At 60.6% G+C, this 17,206-nt stretch carries 11 protein-coding genes; 6 read left to right on the forward strand and 5 right to left on the reverse strand.

The annotated features are described in order from the left end of the window. Positions 1–12 precede the first annotated feature (12 nt). Positions 13–357 carry a YggL family protein gene (locus HV782_RS10140; protein WP_186744795.1) on the forward strand — a complete coding sequence of 115 codons (345 nt, stop codon included), beginning with the start codon at positions 13–15 and terminating at the stop codon, positions 355–357. A 256-nt stretch (positions 358–613) separates the two neighbouring features. On the opposite strand, the gene HV782_RS10145 is transcribed toward HV782_RS10140, so the two are convergent. Beyond that, positions 614–1,804, reverse strand: coding sequence for a benzoate/H(+) symporter BenE family transporter (locus HV782_RS10145; protein WP_186744791.1), 1,191 nt, complete (start codon positions 1,802–1,804; stop codon positions 614–616). 269 nt (positions 1,805–2,073) lie between these two features. Between HV782_RS10145 and HV782_RS10150 the strand changes: the two genes are divergently transcribed. After that, positions 2,074–2,838 carry a GntR family transcriptional regulator gene (locus HV782_RS10150; protein WP_186744789.1) on the forward strand — a complete coding sequence of 255 codons (765 nt, stop codon included), beginning with the start codon at positions 2,074–2,076 and terminating at the stop codon, positions 2,836–2,838. Positions 2,839–2,993: 155 nt separating this feature from the next. Here the strand turns inward: HV782_RS10150 and guaD are convergent, their stop codons facing one another. From guaD to xdhA, 4 genes are all read right to left on the reverse strand, one after another. Continuing rightward, positions 2,994–4,298, reverse strand: a complete 1,305-nt coding sequence (guaD, locus tag HV782_RS10155; RefSeq protein WP_123463600.1) for a guanine deaminase — start codon at positions 4,296–4,298, stop codon at positions 2,994–2,996. A 13-nt stretch (positions 4,299–4,311) separates the two neighbouring features. Beyond that, the gene (gene xdhC, locus HV782_RS10160; RefSeq protein ID WP_186744787.1) at positions 4,312–5,169 is read right to left on the reverse strand and encodes a xanthine dehydrogenase accessory protein XdhC; all 858 of its coding nucleotides are present in this window, start codon (positions 5,167–5,169) and stop codon (positions 4,312–4,314) included. A gap of 115 nt (positions 5,170–5,284) precedes the next feature. Next, positions 5,285–7,684, reverse strand: a complete 2,400-nt coding sequence (xdhB, locus tag HV782_RS10165; protein WP_186744784.1) for a xanthine dehydrogenase molybdopterin binding subunit — start codon at positions 7,682–7,684, stop codon at positions 5,285–5,287. Next, positions 7,677–9,131, reverse strand: coding sequence for a xanthine dehydrogenase small subunit (gene xdhA / locus HV782_RS10170; protein WP_186744782.1), 1,455 nt, complete (start codon positions 9,129–9,131; stop codon positions 7,677–7,679). Before xdhA ends, xdhB begins: the two co-directional genes overlap by 8 nt. A gap of 268 nt (positions 9,132–9,399) precedes the next feature. Here xdhA and HV782_RS10175 point away from each other — a divergent pair, with 268 nt between their 5' ends. The 4 genes from HV782_RS10175 to ligA all read left to right on the forward strand — a co-directional run bounded on the left by HV782_RS10175 (position 9,400) and on the right by ligA (position 17,164). After that, the gene (locus HV782_RS10175; RefSeq protein ID WP_123463594.1) at positions 9,400–10,059 is read left to right on the forward strand and encodes a GntR family transcriptional regulator; all 660 of its coding nucleotides are present in this window, start codon (positions 9,400–9,402) and stop codon (positions 10,057–10,059) included. A gap of 2 nt (positions 10,060–10,061) precedes the next feature. Next, entirely contained in the window at positions 10,062–13,550 is a 3,489-nt protein-coding gene (gene smc / locus HV782_RS10180) for a chromosome segregation protein SMC (protein WP_123463592.1), read from the forward strand. A gap of 306 nt (positions 13,551–13,856) precedes the next feature. Further along, positions 13,857–14,720: a cell division protein ZipA gene (gene zipA / locus HV782_RS10185; RefSeq protein WP_123463590.1), complete on the forward strand. Its 864-nt coding sequence runs from the start codon at positions 13,857–13,859 to the stop codon at positions 14,718–14,720. A gap of 86 nt (positions 14,721–14,806) precedes the next feature. Then, positions 14,807–17,164, forward strand: coding sequence for an NAD-dependent DNA ligase LigA (gene ligA / locus HV782_RS10190; RefSeq protein WP_186744780.1), 2,358 nt, complete (start codon positions 14,807–14,809; stop codon positions 17,162–17,164). Positions 17,165–17,206 lie beyond the last annotated feature (42 nt).

A 17,206-nucleotide genomic window follows, 5' to 3' on the forward strand; every position in this document is an offset into this window, starting at 1 on the left:
AGGATTGTTCCAATGGCGACTAACCGTTCCCAGCGTCTGCGCAAAAAACTGTGCGTTGATGAATTTCAAGAGCTGGGTTTCGAACTGAACCTGGACTTCAAAGAAGACTTGTCCGAAGAAGCCATTGACGCTTTCCTCGAAGCCTTCATCAAAGAAGCCATGGAAGCCAATGGTCTGGGTTACGTTGGTGGCGACGACTTCGGTCTGGTATGCCTGCAGAAGCGTGGCTCGGTGAACGAAGAGCAGCGTGCTGCTGTTGAAGCCTGGTTGAAAGGCCGTAGCGAACTGACTGGTATGACTGTCAGCCCGCTGCTGGACGTCTGGTATCCGGAAAAGCCGATCAACCCGGCTAAGTGATACTGAAAAAAACGGCGACCTTCGGGTCGCCGTTTTTTTTCGTCTGGTGTTTGGGTGTTCGGTTTGGGATTTGTGGTGAGTCTGCCCCTCACCCCAGCCCTCTCCCCCTGGAGAGGGAGCCGATTTATGGGCTTGTCAAAATTTGAGTTCGACTCGGTATCTCACGTCGGCGTATGTCTTCCAAACACCTCGGTCAGTCCCCTCTCCCTCGGGGAGAGGGCTAGGCGGGCGGCGTTCCGATGAGGGGCTTTTGACCTTAAGCTTTACGCCAATTCAAAATCACCAACGTCAACACCCCCGCGACAATTCCCCAGAACGCCGAACCAATGGAAAACAGTGTCAGCCCCGACGCCGTGACCATAAAGGTAATCAACGCCGCTTCACGCTCCTTCACCTCGGTCATGGCAATGCTCAAACCGTTGATGATCGAACCGAACAGCGCCAGCGCGGCGATCGACAGCACCAGTTCTTTCGGCAGCGCGGCAAACAGCGCCGCCAATGTGGCGCCAAACACCCCGGCAATCCCGTAGAAAATCCCGCACCACACCGCCGCGGTGTAGCGCTTGTTGCGATCCTCATGGGCGTGCGGCCCGGTGCAGATCGCGGCGCTGATCGCCGCGAGGTTGATCCCGTGGGAGCCGAATGGCGCCAGCAGCAGTGAGGCGATGCCGGTGCTGGTGATCAGTGGCGAGGCCGGCACGTTGTAGCCGTCGGCGCGCAGCACGGCGATGCCGGGCATGTTCTGCGAGGTCATCGCCACCACGAACAGCGGAATGCCAATGCTGATGGTCGCCGCCAGCGAGAAGTGCGGCGTGGTCCACACCGGTGTCGCCACCTCCAGATGAAAAGCGCTGAAGTCCAGCAGCCCCATGACCCCGGACAGCGCTGTACCGATCAGCAGAGCGGCAAGCACCGCGTAACGCGGCGACAGGCGTTTGACCAGCAGGTAAGTGAAGAACATCCCCAGCACCAGAGCGGTGCGGTGTTGCGCGGCGACGAAGATTTCACTGCCGATCTTGAACAGAATCCCTGCCAGCAACGCCGCCGCCAGCGAAGCCGGAATCTTTTTCACCAGGCGTTCGAAGCTGCCGGTCAGCCCGCAAATCGTCACCAGCACCGCGCAGGTGATGTAGGCGCCGATGGCCTCGCCATACGTGACGCCGCCCAGGCTGGTGATCAGCAGGGCCGCGCCCGGGGTCGACCAGGCGATGGTGATCGGCGTGCGATAACGCAGCGACAGGCCGATGGAGCACACCGCCATGCCGATCGAGATCGCCCAGATCCACGACGAGATTTGCCCGCTGCTCAGGCCGGCCGCTTGCCCGGCCTGAAACATCAGCACCAGTGAGCTGGTGTAACCGGTCATCATCGCGATAAAACCGGCGACGATGGCCGAAGGCGAAGTGTCGGCCAGAGGGCGCAGCCGGGTGTAGGTGGCGTCGTTCATGACGGCGGTGTTCCTTATACAGATGAAGATGTCCCCTTTGACCAATCCCTACAGGGAATTGTGTGCTGAAGGCGGATTCTGCGATCAAGCCTAAACTCAATCGTAACGGATCGTTGCAATACAGCCGAGGTCACAAACGGCCATACAGTCGTGTTGCCACCATCCATTGTGTACAATCGCGCTGTTTTTTACGCGATACTTGCCAGCGACCTACTGTGCCGTATTACAGTCACGGTCTATTCGCCGCAGTTCTCCCGACTCGAGTGCCCATGAACGAACAGTTGCAACCCCTCAAGAAACAACCGCGAGCAGGCAAAGCCGGCCGCAGCGGAACCCAGGACGATATTGTCTACGCGCATATCTTCGAGGCCATCCTCGAACAGCGTCTGGCGCCCGGCACCAAGTTGAGTGAAGAAGCGCTGGGGGAAATCTTCGGGGTCAGCCGCACGATCATTCGCCGTGCGCTGTCGCGTCTGGCCCATGAAGGTGTGGTGCTGTTGCGGCCGAACCGTGGCGCTGTGGTCGCCAGCCCGAGCGTTGAAGAAGCGCGTCAGGTGTTCATGGCCCGCCGTCTGGTGGAGCGCGCGATCACTGAACTCGCCGTGCAGCACGCCACCGCCGAGCAGATCGCCGAGTTGCGGCAGATGGTCAACGACGAGCGCGACAGCTTCTCCCGTGGTGATCGCGGCGCCGGTATCCGGCTGTCGGGCGAGTTCCACCTGAAACTGGCCGAAGCGGCGAAGAACGCACCGCTGGTCAGCTTCCAGCGCAGCCTGGTGTCGCAGACCTCGCTGATCATTGCCCAGTATGAAAGCGGCAACCGTTCGCACTGCTCCTATGACGAGCACACCCAGTTGATCGACGCCATCGAGGCGCGCAACGGTGAGCTGGCGGTGGACCTGATGATGCATCACATGGATCACATCGACAGCAAGCTCAACCTCGATGAGGAAGGCGCGTCGGATGATCTGCATGCGGTGTTCTCGCATTTGTTGCAGACCAAGAAACCGGGGCGTCCGGTGGCCAAGCTCTAAACTGGACCGAGTCGCTCCCTTCGCGAGCAAGCTCGCTCCCACATTTGAAATGCATTCCTATGTGGGAGCGAGCTTGCTCGCGAAGGCGATCTGACAAGCAATAAAAATCCCCCGGGGTGAACACCTCCGGGGGATTTTTTATGCCTTGGAAAAACTCAGCGCTGATGCACCAGCGCACCCGCCGCATATGTTTGCTGCACGGTCCGGTCATCGCCCAGCGTCATCAACACAAACAACGTTTCGGCAATGTTGTTGGCCTGCTTCAAGCGGTAGCTGAGCAGCGGCGTGGCGTTGTAATCCAGCACCAGGAAGTCGGCGTCGGAACCCGGTTGCAGGTTGCCGATCTTGTCTTCCAGGCGCAGTGCCCGCGCACCGCCAAGCGTTGCGAGGTACAGCGACTTGAAAGGACTCAGGCGCGCGCCCTGCAACTGCATGACTTTGTAGGCTTCGTTCAGCGTTTGCAGCAGCGAGAAACTGGTGCCGCCGCCGACGTCGGTACCCAGGCCGACATTCAGTTTGTGTTTTTCGGCCATCGGCAAGTTGAACAGGCCGCTGCCGAGGAACAAGTTCGAAGTCGGGCAGAACGAGATTGCCGAGCCGGTTTGCGCCAAGCGTGCGCATTCGTCATCGCACAGGTGCACGCCATGGGCGAACACCGAGCGCTCGCCGAGCAACTGGTAGTGGTCGTAAACGTCGAGGTAACCCTTGCGCTCCGGGAACAGTTCCTTGACCCACTCGATTTCCTTGAGGTTCTCGCTGATGTGGGTCTGCATGTACAGATCCGGGTATTCGGTCAGCAGTTGCCCGGCGAGGGTCAGTTGTTCCGGGGTGCTGGTCGGGGCGAAGCGCGGGGTGACGGCATAGTGCAGACGGCCCTTGCCGTGCCAGCGCTCGATCAGCGCCTTGCTCTCGACGTAGCTGGATTCGGCGGTGTCGGTCAGGTAGTCCGGGGCGTTGCGGTCCATCATCACCTTGCCGGCGATCATCCGCAGGTCGAGCTTCTCGGCGGCTTCGAAGAAAGAGTTCACCGATTGCGGGTGCACGCTGCCGAATACCAATGCGGTGGTGGTGCCGTTGCGCAGCAGTTCCTTGATGAAAATGTCCGCGACTTCATCGGCGTGGTTTTTGTCACCAAACTGGCTTTCGCAGGGGAAGGTGTAGGTGTTCAGCCAGTCGAGCAGTTGCTCGCCGTAGGCGCCGACCATGCCGGTTTGCGGCAGGTGGATGTGGGTGTCGATGAAGCCTGGAGTGATCAGCGCATCCTGATAATGCGTGATCTCGATGTCCGCTGGCAGGGTCGGCAGCAGTTCGCTGGCGTGGCCGAGGGCGCTGATCTTGCCACCATCGACCACCAGCAGGCCGTCCTCGAAATATTCGTAGGAGGCTTCGATCCCGACGTCGGCAGGATCGGCGATGCTGTGCAGGATGGCGGCGCGGTAGGCTTTGCGAGTCAGAGGCATGAGGGTTCTCTAATCAGTTTGAGGCTTTGAGTGTGGCGGCCTGACTGCGGCGCGAAACCGGTAGCAGTCTGGCAATCGGTTCGGCGCTGGCGGTGTGCTGGCCGAAACTGGCGTTATAGGTGGCGATGATTTCGCCGGCGATGGAGATGGCGATTTCCACAGGCAGTTTGCCTTTGACTTCGCCGATGCCCATCGGGCAGCGCATGCGTTGCACGACGCCGGGGTCGAAACCGCGATCACGCAAGCGATGTTCGAACTTGGCCCGTTTGGTCTTCGAGCCGATCAGGCCGAACCAGGTGAAGTCATTGCGCTTGAGGATCGCGGCGGTGAGTTCCAGATCCAGTTGATGGTTGTGGGTCATGACGATGCAATAGCTGCCGGCGGGCAGGTCGTCGATTTCATCCACAGGCTCTTCGGCGACGATTTTACGGACGCCGTGGGGAATCTGTTGGGGAAATTCCTCTTCCCGCGAATCGATCCAGCGTACCCGGCAGGGCAGGCTCGCAAGCAAAGGCACGAGGGCGCGACCGACGTGGCCGGCGCCGAACACCGCGATCTGCGCCTGCACCTGGCCCATCGGTTCGAACAGCAGCACCGTGGCGCCGCCGCAGCACTGGCCGAGGCTGGCACCGAGGCTGAAGCGCTCCAGATGGGTGTCCTGCTTGCCGCTGGCGAGCATCTCGCGGGCGATCTGCATGGCTTTGTATTCCAGATGCCCGCCACCGATGGTGTCGAAGGTCTGTTTCGCGCTGACGACCATTTTCGAGCCGGCGTTGCGCGGGGTCGAGCCGAGTTCTTCGATGATCGTCACCAGAACGCAGGGTTCGCCCTGATTCTGCAGGTCGGCGAGGGCGTCGATCCAGTTGTACATGTTCACCTCGACATCGTTGTTGTCTGTTCGGGCCTCTTCGCGAGCAAGCTCGCTCCCACAGGAGAATGCATTCCAAATGTGGGAGCGAGCTTGCTCGCGAAGACCGCACCTCGGTTTAGAGGGGAGCCAACTCGGTTTCAGCTTCGACCGCTTTCACGGCCTTCAACTGGCGCATCTGCTCACACCCCCACAACACCCGCTCCGGAGTCGCCGGCGCATCAATCTTCGGCTGATGCTGGTAATCACCCAGGCTCGCCACCGCATCCTTGATCGCACACCATGCGGCGATCCCGAGCATAAATGGCGGCTCGCCGACAGCCTTGGAATGGAACACCGTGTCTTCCGGGTTCTTGCGGTTTTCCACCAGCTTCACCCGCAGGTCGAGCGGCATGTCCGCCACGGCCGGGATCTTGTAGCTGGCCGGGCCGTTGGTCATCAGCTTGCCCTTGTTGTTCCAGACCAGCTCTTCCATGGTCAGCCAGCCCATGCCCTGCACGAAGCCACCTTCGACCTGGCCGATGTCGATGGACGGGTTCAGCGAGGCGCCGACGTCGTGAAGGATGTCGGTGCGCAGCATCTTGTACTCGCCGGTCAGGGTGTCGACGATCACCTCGCAACATGCGGCGCCAAAGGCGAAGTAGTAGAACGGCCGGCCACGGGCCTGGCTGCGGTCGTAATAGATTTTCGGGGTCTTGTAGAAGCCGGTGCTCGACAGCGACACCTGATTGAAATACGCCTGCTGGATCAGCGTTTCGAAGGTCAGGATGTGATCACGCACGCGCACATGGCCGTTATGGAATTCCACATCTTCTTCGCTGACCTTGTAGTGCCGCGCAGCGAATTCGATCAGACGTTTCTTGATGGTCTCGGCGGCGTTCTGCGCGGCCTTGCCGTTGAGGTCAGCACCGCTGGAGGCGGCCGTCGGCGAGGTGTTTGGCACTTTGTCGGTGTTGGTCGCGGTGATCTGTACACGGTCGATTTCGACCTGGAACACTTCGGCCACCACCTGTGCGACTTTGGTGTTCAGGCCCTGGCCCATTTCCGTGCCGCCGTGGTTCAGGTGGATGCTGCCGTCGGTGTAGATGTGGATCAGTGCGCCGGCCTGGTTCAAGAAGCTGGCGGTGAAGGAAATACCGAATTTCACCGGGGTCAGCGCCAGGCCTTTTTTCAGGATCGGGCTGTTGGCGTTGTAGCGCCGGATCGCTTCGCGACGCTCGTGGTACTGGCTGCTTTCTTCCAGTTCGGCGGTCATTTCCTCGAGCATGTTGTGCTCGACGGTCTGGTAGTAGTGGGTGACGTTGCGCTCGGTCTTGCCGTAGTAGTTGGCCTTGCGCACCGCCAGCGGATCGAGGTGGAGGTGACGGGCAATCGCGTCCATCACTTCCTCGATGGCGACCATGCCTTGCGGGCCACCGAAACCACGGTAAGCGGTGTTCGACGCGGTGTTGGTCTTGCAGCGGTGACCATTGATCGTCGCGTCACCGAGGTAGTACGAGTTGTCCGAGTGGAACATCGCCCGGTCGACGATCGACGCGGACAAGTCCGGCGAGCAACCGCAGTTGCCGGCCAGGTCCATGTTGATCCCGTGCAGGCGCCCGGTGCTGTCGAAGCCGACGTCGTATTCGACGTAGAACGGGTGACGCTTGCCCGTCATCAGCATGTCTTCGACCCGCGGCAGGCGCATCTTCGTTGGCTGGCCGGTGAGGTGTGCAACCACGGCGCACAGGCACGCCGGGCTGGCAGCCTGGGTTTCCTTGCCACCGAAACCACCGCCCATGCGGCGCATGTCGACGACGATTTTGTTCATCGACACGTCGAGCACTTCGGCGACCAGTTTTTGCACTTCGGTCGGGTTCTGTGTCGAGCAGTAGACGATCATGCCGCCGTCTTCGGTCGGCATCACCGAGGAGATCTGCGTCTCCAGGTAGAAGTGTTCCTGACCGCCAATGTGCAGCGTGCCCTGGATGCGGTGTTCAGCGGTCGCCAGCGCAGAGACCGAATCGCCGCGCTGATGGGTGTGGCTGTCGAGCACGAAGTGGCGTTTGCGCAAGGCTTCGACCACGTCGAGCACCGGTTCCAGATCTTCGTATTCGATGATCGCCGCCATCGCGGCCTTGCGGGCGGTTTCCAGATCCTTGGCGGCGACGGCGAGCACCGGTTGGCCAACGAACTGCACGTCGTCGATGGCCAGCAACGGATCGCCCGGCAGCAGCGGGCCGATGTCTTTCAGGCCTGGCACGTCTTCATGGGTGATCGCAATGCGCACGCCTTCGAAGGCGTAGCACGGCTTGGTGTCGATGCTGATGATTTTCGCGTGGGCGCGGTCCGACAGGCGTGCGTACAGGTGCAGCTGGTTGGGGAATTCCAGACGATCATCAATGTACTGCGCTTCACCGGACACGTGCTTGGCGGCGCTGTCGTGCTTGACGCTGCGGCCGACGCCGGTAGTCAGGTCCTTGGCGAACAGTTCAGCCAATTCAGCTTGAGTCTTCTCTACGGCGTGATGGTTAGACATAAGCGGTCACCCGAGTCTCGATGTGCGGTGTTTGCAGTTCGATGAAGTATTTGCGCAGCAGGTTCTGCGCGCTGAGCAGGCGATATTCCTTGCTGGCGCGGAAGTCCGAGAGCGGTGTGAAGTCGTCGGCCAGTGCGGCGCAGGCGCGTTCGATCACGGTGTTGTTGAACGGCTGGCCGAGCAACACGGCTTCGCAGTGGGCGGCGCGTTTCGGGATCGCGGCCATGCCGCCGAAGGCCATGCGGGCGTCGCTGATCACGCCGTTTTCCACGCGCAGGTTGAAGGCGGCGCAGACGGCAGAAATGTCGTCGTCCAGACGTTTGGAGACCTTGTACGCGCGGAAACGCTGCTCGGCCGTGGCACGCGGGACGATGATTTTCTCGATGAACTCGCTTTCCTGACGCGCGGTGACTTTGTAGTCGATGAAGTAATCTTCCAGGTTCAAGGTGCGGCGGGTTTCGCCTTTACACAGCACGACCTGCGCGCCGAGGGCGATCAGCAGCGGTGGCGAGTCACCGATCGGCGAGGCGTTGCCGATGTTGCCGCCGAGGGTGCCCTGGTTGCGGATCTGCAGGGAGGCGAAGCGGTGCAGCAGTTCACCGAAGTCCGGGTATTCGGCGTTCAGCGCTTCGTAGCAGTCGGAGAGGGCGGTGGCGGCGCCGATTTCGATACGGTCAGCGAAGGTTTCGATGCGCTTCATTTGCGCGACGTTGCCAACGTAGATCATCACTGGAAGGGTGCGGTGGAACTGGGTGACTTCCAGCGCCAGGTCGGTGCCACCGGCCAGCAGTCGCGCTTGTGGATAAGCGTCGTAAAGGTCGGCCAGATCAGCGACGGTCAGCGGCACCAGGCAGCGCTTGTCGCCGCTGTTGAGTTCGCCGATATCGGTCGGGGCGATGGCTTTGAGGCGGGCGATGGTCTCGGCTTCACGGGCGTCGAACTGGTCCGGTTGCTTGCCGCAGCACGACTGCTCGGCGGCGGCCAGAATCGGCCGGTAGCCGGTGCACCGGCAGAGGTTGCCGGCCAGCGCTTCGTGGGCCTTGGCCTGATCCGGTGCATCGCTGTTCTTTTGCAGGGCAAACAGCGACATGACGAAACCGGGGGTGCAAAAACCGCACTGCGAGCCGTGGCACTCGACCATGGCTTTCTGCACGCTGTGCAGTTCGCCTTTGTGCTTGAGGTCTTCGACGCTGATCAGTTGTTTGCCGTGCAGCGACGAAACGAACGTCAGGCACGAGTTGAGGCTGCGATAGCGAATGTGTTCGCGGCCGTCGTCATCCGTTTGCAACTCGCCGACCACCACGGTGCAGGCGCCGCAGTCACCGCTGGCACAACCTTCTTTGGTGCCGGATTTGCCCACATGTTCGCGCAGGTAATTGAGCACGGTCAGATTCGGGTCCAGGGCGTGCTCGCTACGGAGTTCCTGGTTAAGTAAAAACTGGATCACGGAAGGCCTCGCAGACTCATTATTGTTGTTAACCGACGTGAACCGAATTTAGCAGGTCTGACTTTTCGGTCAATGATTTTCTGACTTAAAGGTCAGGAAAATGCATTTCGTCGATCGACAACGTGTCTATTCAGTATTGACCCTCATTGGATCCCCTGCTTTTTTGCGGGATTCGTGCCAAAAACCGCTGAGTGGGCACTCCGCCATGAGCCTGCATTTGCGCTACACTGCGCCGCTTGTGCAGATCGAAAGAGTTTGAAGGACAACCATGACGTTCAAGGCGCCGGACAGCCTCGCCGAGCAAATCGCTCACCACCTCGCCGAACGCATCATTCGTGGCGAAATGAAGCCGGGAGAGCGCATCCAGGAACAGAAGGTCACGCTGGCCCTCAATGTCAGCCGCGGCTCGGTCCGCGAAGCCTTGCTGATCCTCGAGCGTCGCCACCTGATCGCGATCCTGCCGCGACGTGGCGCCCATGTAACCGAACTCACGCCGCACAAGGTGCAGAGCCTTTGCACACTGATGAGCGAGCTGTACATCCTGCTCGGCAACTCGGTTGCCAATGGCTGGCAAGTCCAGTCGGACATGGCGCCGTTCGTGCAGATCCAGCAGCGCCTGACCGCCAGCTACGAGCGTCAGGACATCCGCACGTTTGTCGACGACAGCTTCGCGGTGATGCGCGCCGCTTATCCGTTCGCCAACAACCCGTACCTGCAAGAGACGGTCGAGAACCTGCAGCCGGCCATGAGCCGTGCCTATTTCCTCGCCCTCGAACAACGCAAGGCGGAAATGAGCGAGTTCCTCGAACTGTTCGAACGCCTGCTGGCCGCCGTGCTTGCCCGTGATTTGCCGCAGATCCGCATCGTGCTGACGGCTTACGCCCGGCGCAGCTGCGATCTGGTGGTGTCTGCCCTGACGGTCGCCTAAGCGTGCGGCTCAAGTGCATCAAACTGGCGGGATTCAAATCCTTCGTCGACCCGACCACGGTGAACTTCCCCAGTAACATGGCGGCGGTCGTCGGGCCGAACGGTTGCGGCAAGTCGAACATCATTGACGCCGTGCGTTGGGTGATGGGCGAAAGTTCGGCGAAGAACCTCCGTGGCGAGTCGATGACCGACGTCATCTTCAACGGCTCAACCAGCCGCAAACCAGTGAGCCAGGCGAGCATCGAACTGGTGTTCGACAACTCCGACGGCACACTGCTGGGCGAGTACGCGGCCTACGCGGAGATTTCCATCCGCCGTAAAGTCACCCGCGACAGCCAGACTACTTATTACCTCAACGGCACCAAATGCCGTCGTCGCGACATCACCGATATCTTCCTCGGCACCGGCCTCGGCCCGCGCAGCTATTCGATCATCGAACAAGGCATGATCTCCAAGCTGATCGAATCCAAGCCCGAAGACCTGCGCAACTTTATCGAAGAAGCGGCGGGCATCTCCAAGTACAAGGAGCGCCGCCGCGAGACCGAAAACCGTATCCGCCGCACCCACGAAAACCTCGCCCGCCTGACTGACCTGCGCGAAGAACTCGAGCGTCAGCTCGAACGCTTGCACCGTCAGGCCGAAGCGGCGAAGAAGTATCAGGAATTCAAGGCCGAGGAGCGTCAGCTCAAGGCGCAACTGTCGGCCCTGCGCTGGCAGGATCTGAACGATCAGGTCGGCCAGCGCGAGTCGATCATCGGCACCCAGGAAATCAGTTTCGAGGCGCTGGTCGCCGAGCAGCGCAATGCCGATGCCGCCATTGAACGCCTGCGCGACGGTCACCACGACCTGTCCGAGCGCTTCAATCTGGTGCAGGGACGCTTTTATTCGGTCGGCGGCGACATTGCCCGGGTCGAGCAGAGTATCCAGCACGGTCAGCAACGCCTGCGCCAGTTGCAGGACGATCTGAAAGAAGCCGAGCGGGCGCGGCTGGAAACCGAATCGCACCTGGGGCACGACCGCACGTTGCTGCTGACTCTCGGCGAAGAGCTGGACATGCTCACCCCGGAACAGGAAGTCACCAGCGCTGCCGCCGAAGAAGCCGCTGCTGCGTTGGAAGATTCCGAAAGCGTCATGCATGGCTGGCAGGAGCAGTGGGACGCTTTCAACCTGACCGCCGCTGAACCGCGACGTCAGGCCGAAGTCCAGCAGTCGCGCATCCAGCAGCTGGAAACCAGCATGGAGCGCCTGGCCGATCGGCAGAAGCGTCTCGGTGAAGAGCGCGCGTTGCTCTCGGCCGATCCCGAAGACGCGGCGATCATGGCGCTCAACGAGCAACTCGCCGAGTCCGAAGCGACGCTTGAAGATTTGCAGACCAGCGAAGAAGCGCAGGTCGAAAAGCTTGAGCAACTGCGTCAGGAGTTGCAGCAGGCACTGACCGCGCAACAACAGGCGCAGGGCGATCTGCAACGCCTCAACGGCCGGCTGGCTTCGTTGGAAGCCTTGCAGCAAGCTGCGCTCGATCCGGGCACCGGCACCGCCGAATGGTTGAAGGAACATAATCTCGCTGAGCGCCCACGTCTGGCCGAAGGCCTGAAGGTCGAGGCGGGTTGGGAGCTGGCGGTGGAAACCGTGCTCGGCGCCGATCTGCAAGCGGTGCTGGTCGACGATTTCAGCGGTTTCGATCTGTCCGGGTTCAGCCAGGGCGATCTGCGCCTGCTCAGTCCGGGCAACGATGGCGTGCGCGTGGCGGGCAGCCTGCTGGACAAAGTCGAAGCGCAGATTGATCTGTCGCCGTGGCTGGGCCAGGTCAAACCGGTCGACAGCCTGGAGCAGGCATTGGCACTGCGCGGACAATTGAGCGCCGGCCAGAGCCTGATCAGTCGCGATGGCTATTGGGTCGGTCGGCATTTTCTGCGCGTGCGCCGGGCCAGCGAAGCGGAAAGCGGCATGCTCGCCCGTGGCCAGGAAATCGAGGCTTTGCATCTCGAACGCGAAGAGCGCGAAGCCACGGTCGAAGCCATGGAAACCCGTTTGCAAACTTTGCGCGCGCAACAGCGTCAGCAGGAAAACGGCCGCGAACATTTGCGTCGCTTGCTGCAAGACGAAGCACGCCAGCAAGGCGAATTGAAAGCGCAGTTGTCCGCTGGTAAAGCCAAGGCCGAACAACTGACCTTGCGCCGCACCCGTCTCGATGAAGAACTGATCGAGCTCGGCGAACAACGCGAACTCGAGCACGAGCAGATCGGCGAAGCGCGCATGCAATTGCAGGAAGCGCTGGACGCCATGGCGCTGGACACTGAACAGCGCGAATTGCTGCTGGCCCAGCGCGACAGTCTGCGCGAACGCCTCGACCGCGTGCGTCAGGAAGCGCGGCAGCACAAGGATCATGCCCATCAGTTGGCCGTGCGTCTCGGCTCGTTGCGTGCGCAGCATGACTCCACGCGTCAGGCGTTGGAGCGTCTGGAAATGCAGGCCGAGCGCCTGACGGAAAAGCGCGAACAGTTGAGTCTGAACCTGGAGGAGGGCGAGGCACCGCTGGAAGAGCTGCGCCTGAAACTTGAAGAGTTGCTCGACAAGCGCATGACCGTCGACGAAGAACTCAAGACCGCGCAAATCGCCCTCGAAGACGCCGACCGCGAACTGCGCGATGCGGAAAAACGCCGGACCCAGGCCGAGCAGCAATCGCAACTGATCCGCGGCCAGCTCGAACAGCAGCGCATGGAATGGCAAGCCCTGACCGTGCGCCGCAAGGCCTTGCAAGATCAACTGCTCGAAGACGGCTACGATCTCAACGGCGTACTCGCGACATTGACGGCACAAGCCAGTGAACGTGAAGCCGAAGAAGAACTCGAACGGATCAACGCGCGGATTCAACGCCTGGGCGCGATCAACCTCGCGGCCATTGACGAATACACGCAACAATCCGAGCGTAAACGTTATCTGGATGCTCAGGACGCCGATCTGGTCGAGGCCCTGGAGACCCTGGAGAACGTGATTCGCAAGATCGACAAGGAAACCCGTAACCGTTTCAAAGATACCTTTGATCAGATCAATGGCGGTTTACAGGCGCTTTTCCCAAAAGTTTTCGGTGGCGGGCGCGCGTATTTGGAACTGACGGGCGAAGATCTACTCGATACAGGGGTAACGATCATGGCGCAGCCGCCAGGGAAGAAGAACAGCACCATCCATTTGCTCTCTGGCGGGGAAAAGGCCCTGACCGCACTGGCACTGGTATTTGCCATCTTCAAATTGAATCCGGCGCCGTTCTGTATGCTCGATGAGGTTGACGCGCCACTGGATGACGCTAACGTTGGACGCTACGCACGCTTGGTCAAAGAGATGTCGCAGACCGTGCAGTTCATCTACATCACCCACAACAAGATCGCCATGGAAATGGCTGAGCAGTTGATGGGCGTGACGATGCATGAGCCGGGTTGTTCGCGACTGGTAGCCGTGGATGTCGAGGAGGCGATGGCGATGGTGGACGCCTAGCGGCGCAGCTTCGAGCGATAAGCTGCAAGAGAAGAGCTTGTGGCTTATAGCTCGCGACTTGCAGCTGAGCTGCGCAAAGAGGACAACAGGCTGACTATTTGAATGAAAGTGGCAAATCGACACAATTTGCGCAGCGATTTCGACAGACGGTGTAAAGTTGTCTTTGGTCGTGCTAGTTTAATGTCAATTTTTCGTATACGTGGGCAAAACGCCTGTCAGAACATAGAGTTGGCGCCACGTTTTAAAGCGGTTTGCACAATGTAAACCCCTTATTTTTCAGCATTTTTTATAGAGGCACGGGATTACATGGAAATCGGTCTGCGCGAGTGGCTGATCGTCATCGGCATCATTGTGATAGCCGGTATTCTTTTCGATGGCTGGCGCCGTATGCGCGGCGGCAAGGGAAAACTGAAATTCCGTCTTGACCGAAGTCTGTCCAACCTGCCGGACGAGGACACCAGCGCTGAGCTGTTGGGCCCGGCCCGCGTGCTGGACACACATAAAGAACCGCAACTGGACGAGCATGATCTGCCGTCGGTGAGCATGCCGGCCCGCGAACCTCGCGAGCCTCGCGAATCCGGCTCCAAGCGTGGCAAGCGCGGCAGCAACGGTCCGGCCCAGGGCGACCTGAACCTCGACCTCGATCTGGACGGTGGCCCGAGCTTCAGCAGCCGTGACGACGATTTCGTCGAAGACACCAAACCTGCGCCGGCCGTGGTCGACAAGGACCAGCCGCAAGCCGAAGAAGTCCTGGTGATCAGCGTGATCTGCCGCGACGCCGCCGGCTTCAAAGGCCCGGCGCTGTTGCAGAACATTCTGGAAAGCGGTCTGCGTTTTGGCGAGATGGATATTTTCCACCGTCACGAAAGCATGGCCGGCAACGGTGAAGTGCTGTTCTCCATGGCCAACGCGGTCAAACCGGGGATCTTCGATCTGGACGATATCGACCATTTCAGCACCCCGGCGGTGAGCTTCTTCCTCGGCTTGCCAGGCCCGCGTCATCCGAAGCAAGCCTTCGACGTGATGGTGGCGGCAGCCCGCAAGCTGTCCCAGGAACTGAACGGCGAGCTGAAAGATGACCAGCGCAGTGTTCTGACCGCACAAACGATTGAGCACTACCGTCAGCGCATCGTCGAATTCGAACGTCGCGCCCTGACCCAGAAGCGTTGATTGAAAAGATTGCCTCGGCACAAGAGGCAGTCGGCAATATAGATTGAGCAGCCTCGGCTGCTCTTTTGCTTTATGAGAGAACACCCATGACCGCCGCCAAAACCCGTATTCTAGAGCTGCGCGCTGAACTCGATCAGCACAACTACCGTTACCACGTCCTCGACGAGCCGAGCATTCCGGACGCCGAGTACGACCGGTTGTTCCATGAGCTCAAGGCACTGGAAGCGGCCCACCCGGAACTGATCACCAGCGACTCGCCGACCCAGCGCGTCGGCAGCGTGGCACTGACCGCGTTCACTCAGGTGCGTCACGAAGTACCGATGCTCAGCCTCGGCAACGCCTTCGAAGAAACCGACATGCGCGAATTCGATCGCCGGGTGACCGAAGGTCTGGATCTGCCAGCGGGCGATCTGTTCGGTGGTGGCGCGGCGGTGGAGTACAGCTGCGAACCGAAGCTCGATGGTCTGGCGGTCAGCCTGCTGTATCAGGACGGCGTGCTGGTGCGCGGCGCCACACGCGGCGATGGCACCACTGGCGAAGACATCAGCGTCAACGTGCGCACCGTGCGCAACATTCCGCTGAAGCTGCACGGCGCAGGCTGGCCGGCGACCTTGGAAGTGCGCGGTGAAGTGTTCATGTCCAAGGCCGGTTTCGAGCGCCTCAACGCCTCGCAACTGGAAGTCGGTGGCAAGACCTTCGCCAACCCGCGCAACGCCGCTGCCGGCAGTCTGCGTCAGCTGGATTCGAAGATTACCGCCAACCGGCCGCTGGAATTCTGCTGCTACGGCATCGGTCAGGTCTCCCACGATATTTCCGACACCCACATCGGCAACCTCAAGCAGTTGCAGCAGTGGGGTCTGCCGATCAGCCATGAGCTGAAACTGGCCAAGGGCATTGGCGAGTGTCTGGACTATTACCGCGACATCGGCGAACGACGCAATTCACTGGCCTATGAAATCGACGGCGTGGTGTTCAAGGTCAACAGCATTGCCGATCAGCGCGAACTGGGCTTCCGCGCCCGCGAACCGCGCTGGGCGATCGCGCATAAATTCCCGGCGATGGAAGAGCTCACCGAGCTGCTCGACGTGGAATTCCAGGTCGGCCGCACCGGTGCCGTTACGCCGGTCGCGCGCCTGAAGCCGGTCAAGGTCGCAGGTGTCACCGTGGCCAACGCGACGTTGCACAACATGGATGAAGTCGCGCGCCTGGGGCTGATGATCGGCGACACGGTGATCATCCGCCGCGCCGGTGACGTGATTCCGCAAGTGGTGCAGGTGGTCACCGAGCGCCGTCCGGAAAATGCGCGGCCGGTAGCGATCCCGCAGACGTGCCCGGTGTGCGGGTCGCATGTTGAGCGTACGCAACTGATCAAGCGCAGCAAGGGCAAGGAAACGGTCAGCGAAGGCGCGGTGTATCGCTGCGTCGGTCGTCTGGCCTGCGGTGCGCAATTGAAGCAGGCGATCATTCACTTCGTCTCGCGTCGAGCGATGGATATCGAAGGCCTTGGCGACAAGAGCGTCGAGCAACTGGTCGATGAAGGTCTGGTCAGTTCACCGGCGGATCTGTATGCGCTGAAGTTCGACGACATCGTCGATCTGGAAGGCTTCGCCGAAGTGTCCAGCAACAAACTGCTGGCGGCGATTGAAGACAGCAAGCAGCCGGGGCTGGCGCGGTTTATCTACGCGCTGGGCATTCCCGACGTCGGCGAAGAGACGGCCAAAGTGCTGGCGCGTTCGCTGGGTTCGCTGGAACGCGTGCAGCAGGCGTTGCCACAAGTGCTGACCTACCTGCCGGACGTGGGGCTGGAGGTGGCGCACGAGATTCACAGCTTCTTTGAAGATGCGCATAACCAGCAGGTCATCAGCGAGTTGCTCGGTCATGGTTTGCAGATTCAGGATCAGGGTGAGCTGGGCGCCGAGTTCGCGGCCAGCACCACCCTGGGTGGTTTCCTCGACAAACTGCACATCCCTTCGGTCGGCCCCGGCGGTGCGCAGAAACTGGCGGACAAGTTTGGCTCGCTGGAAGCCGTGATGAATGCGGACTGGCTGGACATGCGTCAGGCGCTGCCGGAAAAACAGGCCAACGCGGTGCGTGAGTTCTTTGCATTGGCAGAGCATCGGCAGATCGCCGAGTCCGCCGAGAAACAGCTGCGTGATTTCGGCATGCACTGGCAGAGCGAGAAGAAAGTCGTCGAAGGTCTGCCGCTGTCCGGCGAGACCTGGGTGTTGACCGGCAAGGTCGAGCTGATGAGCCGCGATGTCGCCAAGGAGCATCTGGAAAGCCTTGGCGCGAAAGTCGCCGGTTCGGTGTCGGCAAAAACTCACTGCGTGGTTGCCGGCCCGGGGGCCGGTTCCAAGCTGACCAAAGCCAATGAGCTGGGCGTGAAAGTGATGGACGAAGAAGCGTTTATCGCCTTCCTCAAAACCCACGGTATCTCCGCCTGAGTCATTGGGTGAACCTTCACCACAAGTGTGGTATCAGCCAAT

It is taken from the genome of Pseudomonas monsensis (assembly GCF_014268495.2).
Taxonomy (GTDB): Bacteria; Pseudomonadota; Gammaproteobacteria; order Pseudomonadales; family Pseudomonadaceae; genus Aquipseudomonas; species Aquipseudomonas monsensis.

Excerpts from the sequence above, each read along its gene's own strand:
- HV782_RS10140 (WP_186744795.1), top strand. The coding sequence starts at position 13 with ATGGCGACTAACCGTTCCCAGCGTCTGCGCAAAAAACTGTGCGTTGAT.
- HV782_RS10145 (WP_186744791.1), bottom strand. The coding sequence starts at position 1,804 with ATGAACGACGCCACCTACACCCGGCTGCGCCCTCTGGCCGACACTTCG.
- HV782_RS10150 (WP_186744789.1), top strand. The coding sequence starts at position 2,074 with ATGAACGAACAGTTGCAACCCCTCAAGAAACAACCGCGAGCAGGCAAA.
- guaD (WP_123463600.1), bottom strand. The coding sequence starts at position 4,298 with ATGCCTCTGACTCGCAAAGCCTACCGCGCCGCCATCCTGCACAGCATC.
- xdhC (WP_186744787.1), bottom strand. The coding sequence starts at position 5,169 with ATGTACAACTGGATCGACGCCCTCGCCGACCTGCAGAATCAGGGCGAA.
- xdhB (WP_186744784.1), bottom strand. The coding sequence starts at position 7,684 with ATGTCTAACCATCACGCCGTAGAGAAGACTCAAGCTGAATTGGCTGAA.
- HV782_RS10175 (WP_123463594.1), top strand. The coding sequence starts at position 9,400 with ATGACGTTCAAGGCGCCGGACAGCCTCGCCGAGCAAATCGCTCACCAC.
- zipA (WP_123463590.1), top strand. The coding sequence starts at position 13,857 with ATGGAAATCGGTCTGCGCGAGTGGCTGATCGTCATCGGCATCATTGTG.
- ligA (WP_186744780.1), top strand. The coding sequence starts at position 14,807 with ATGACCGCCGCCAAAACCCGTATTCTAGAGCTGCGCGCTGAACTCGAT.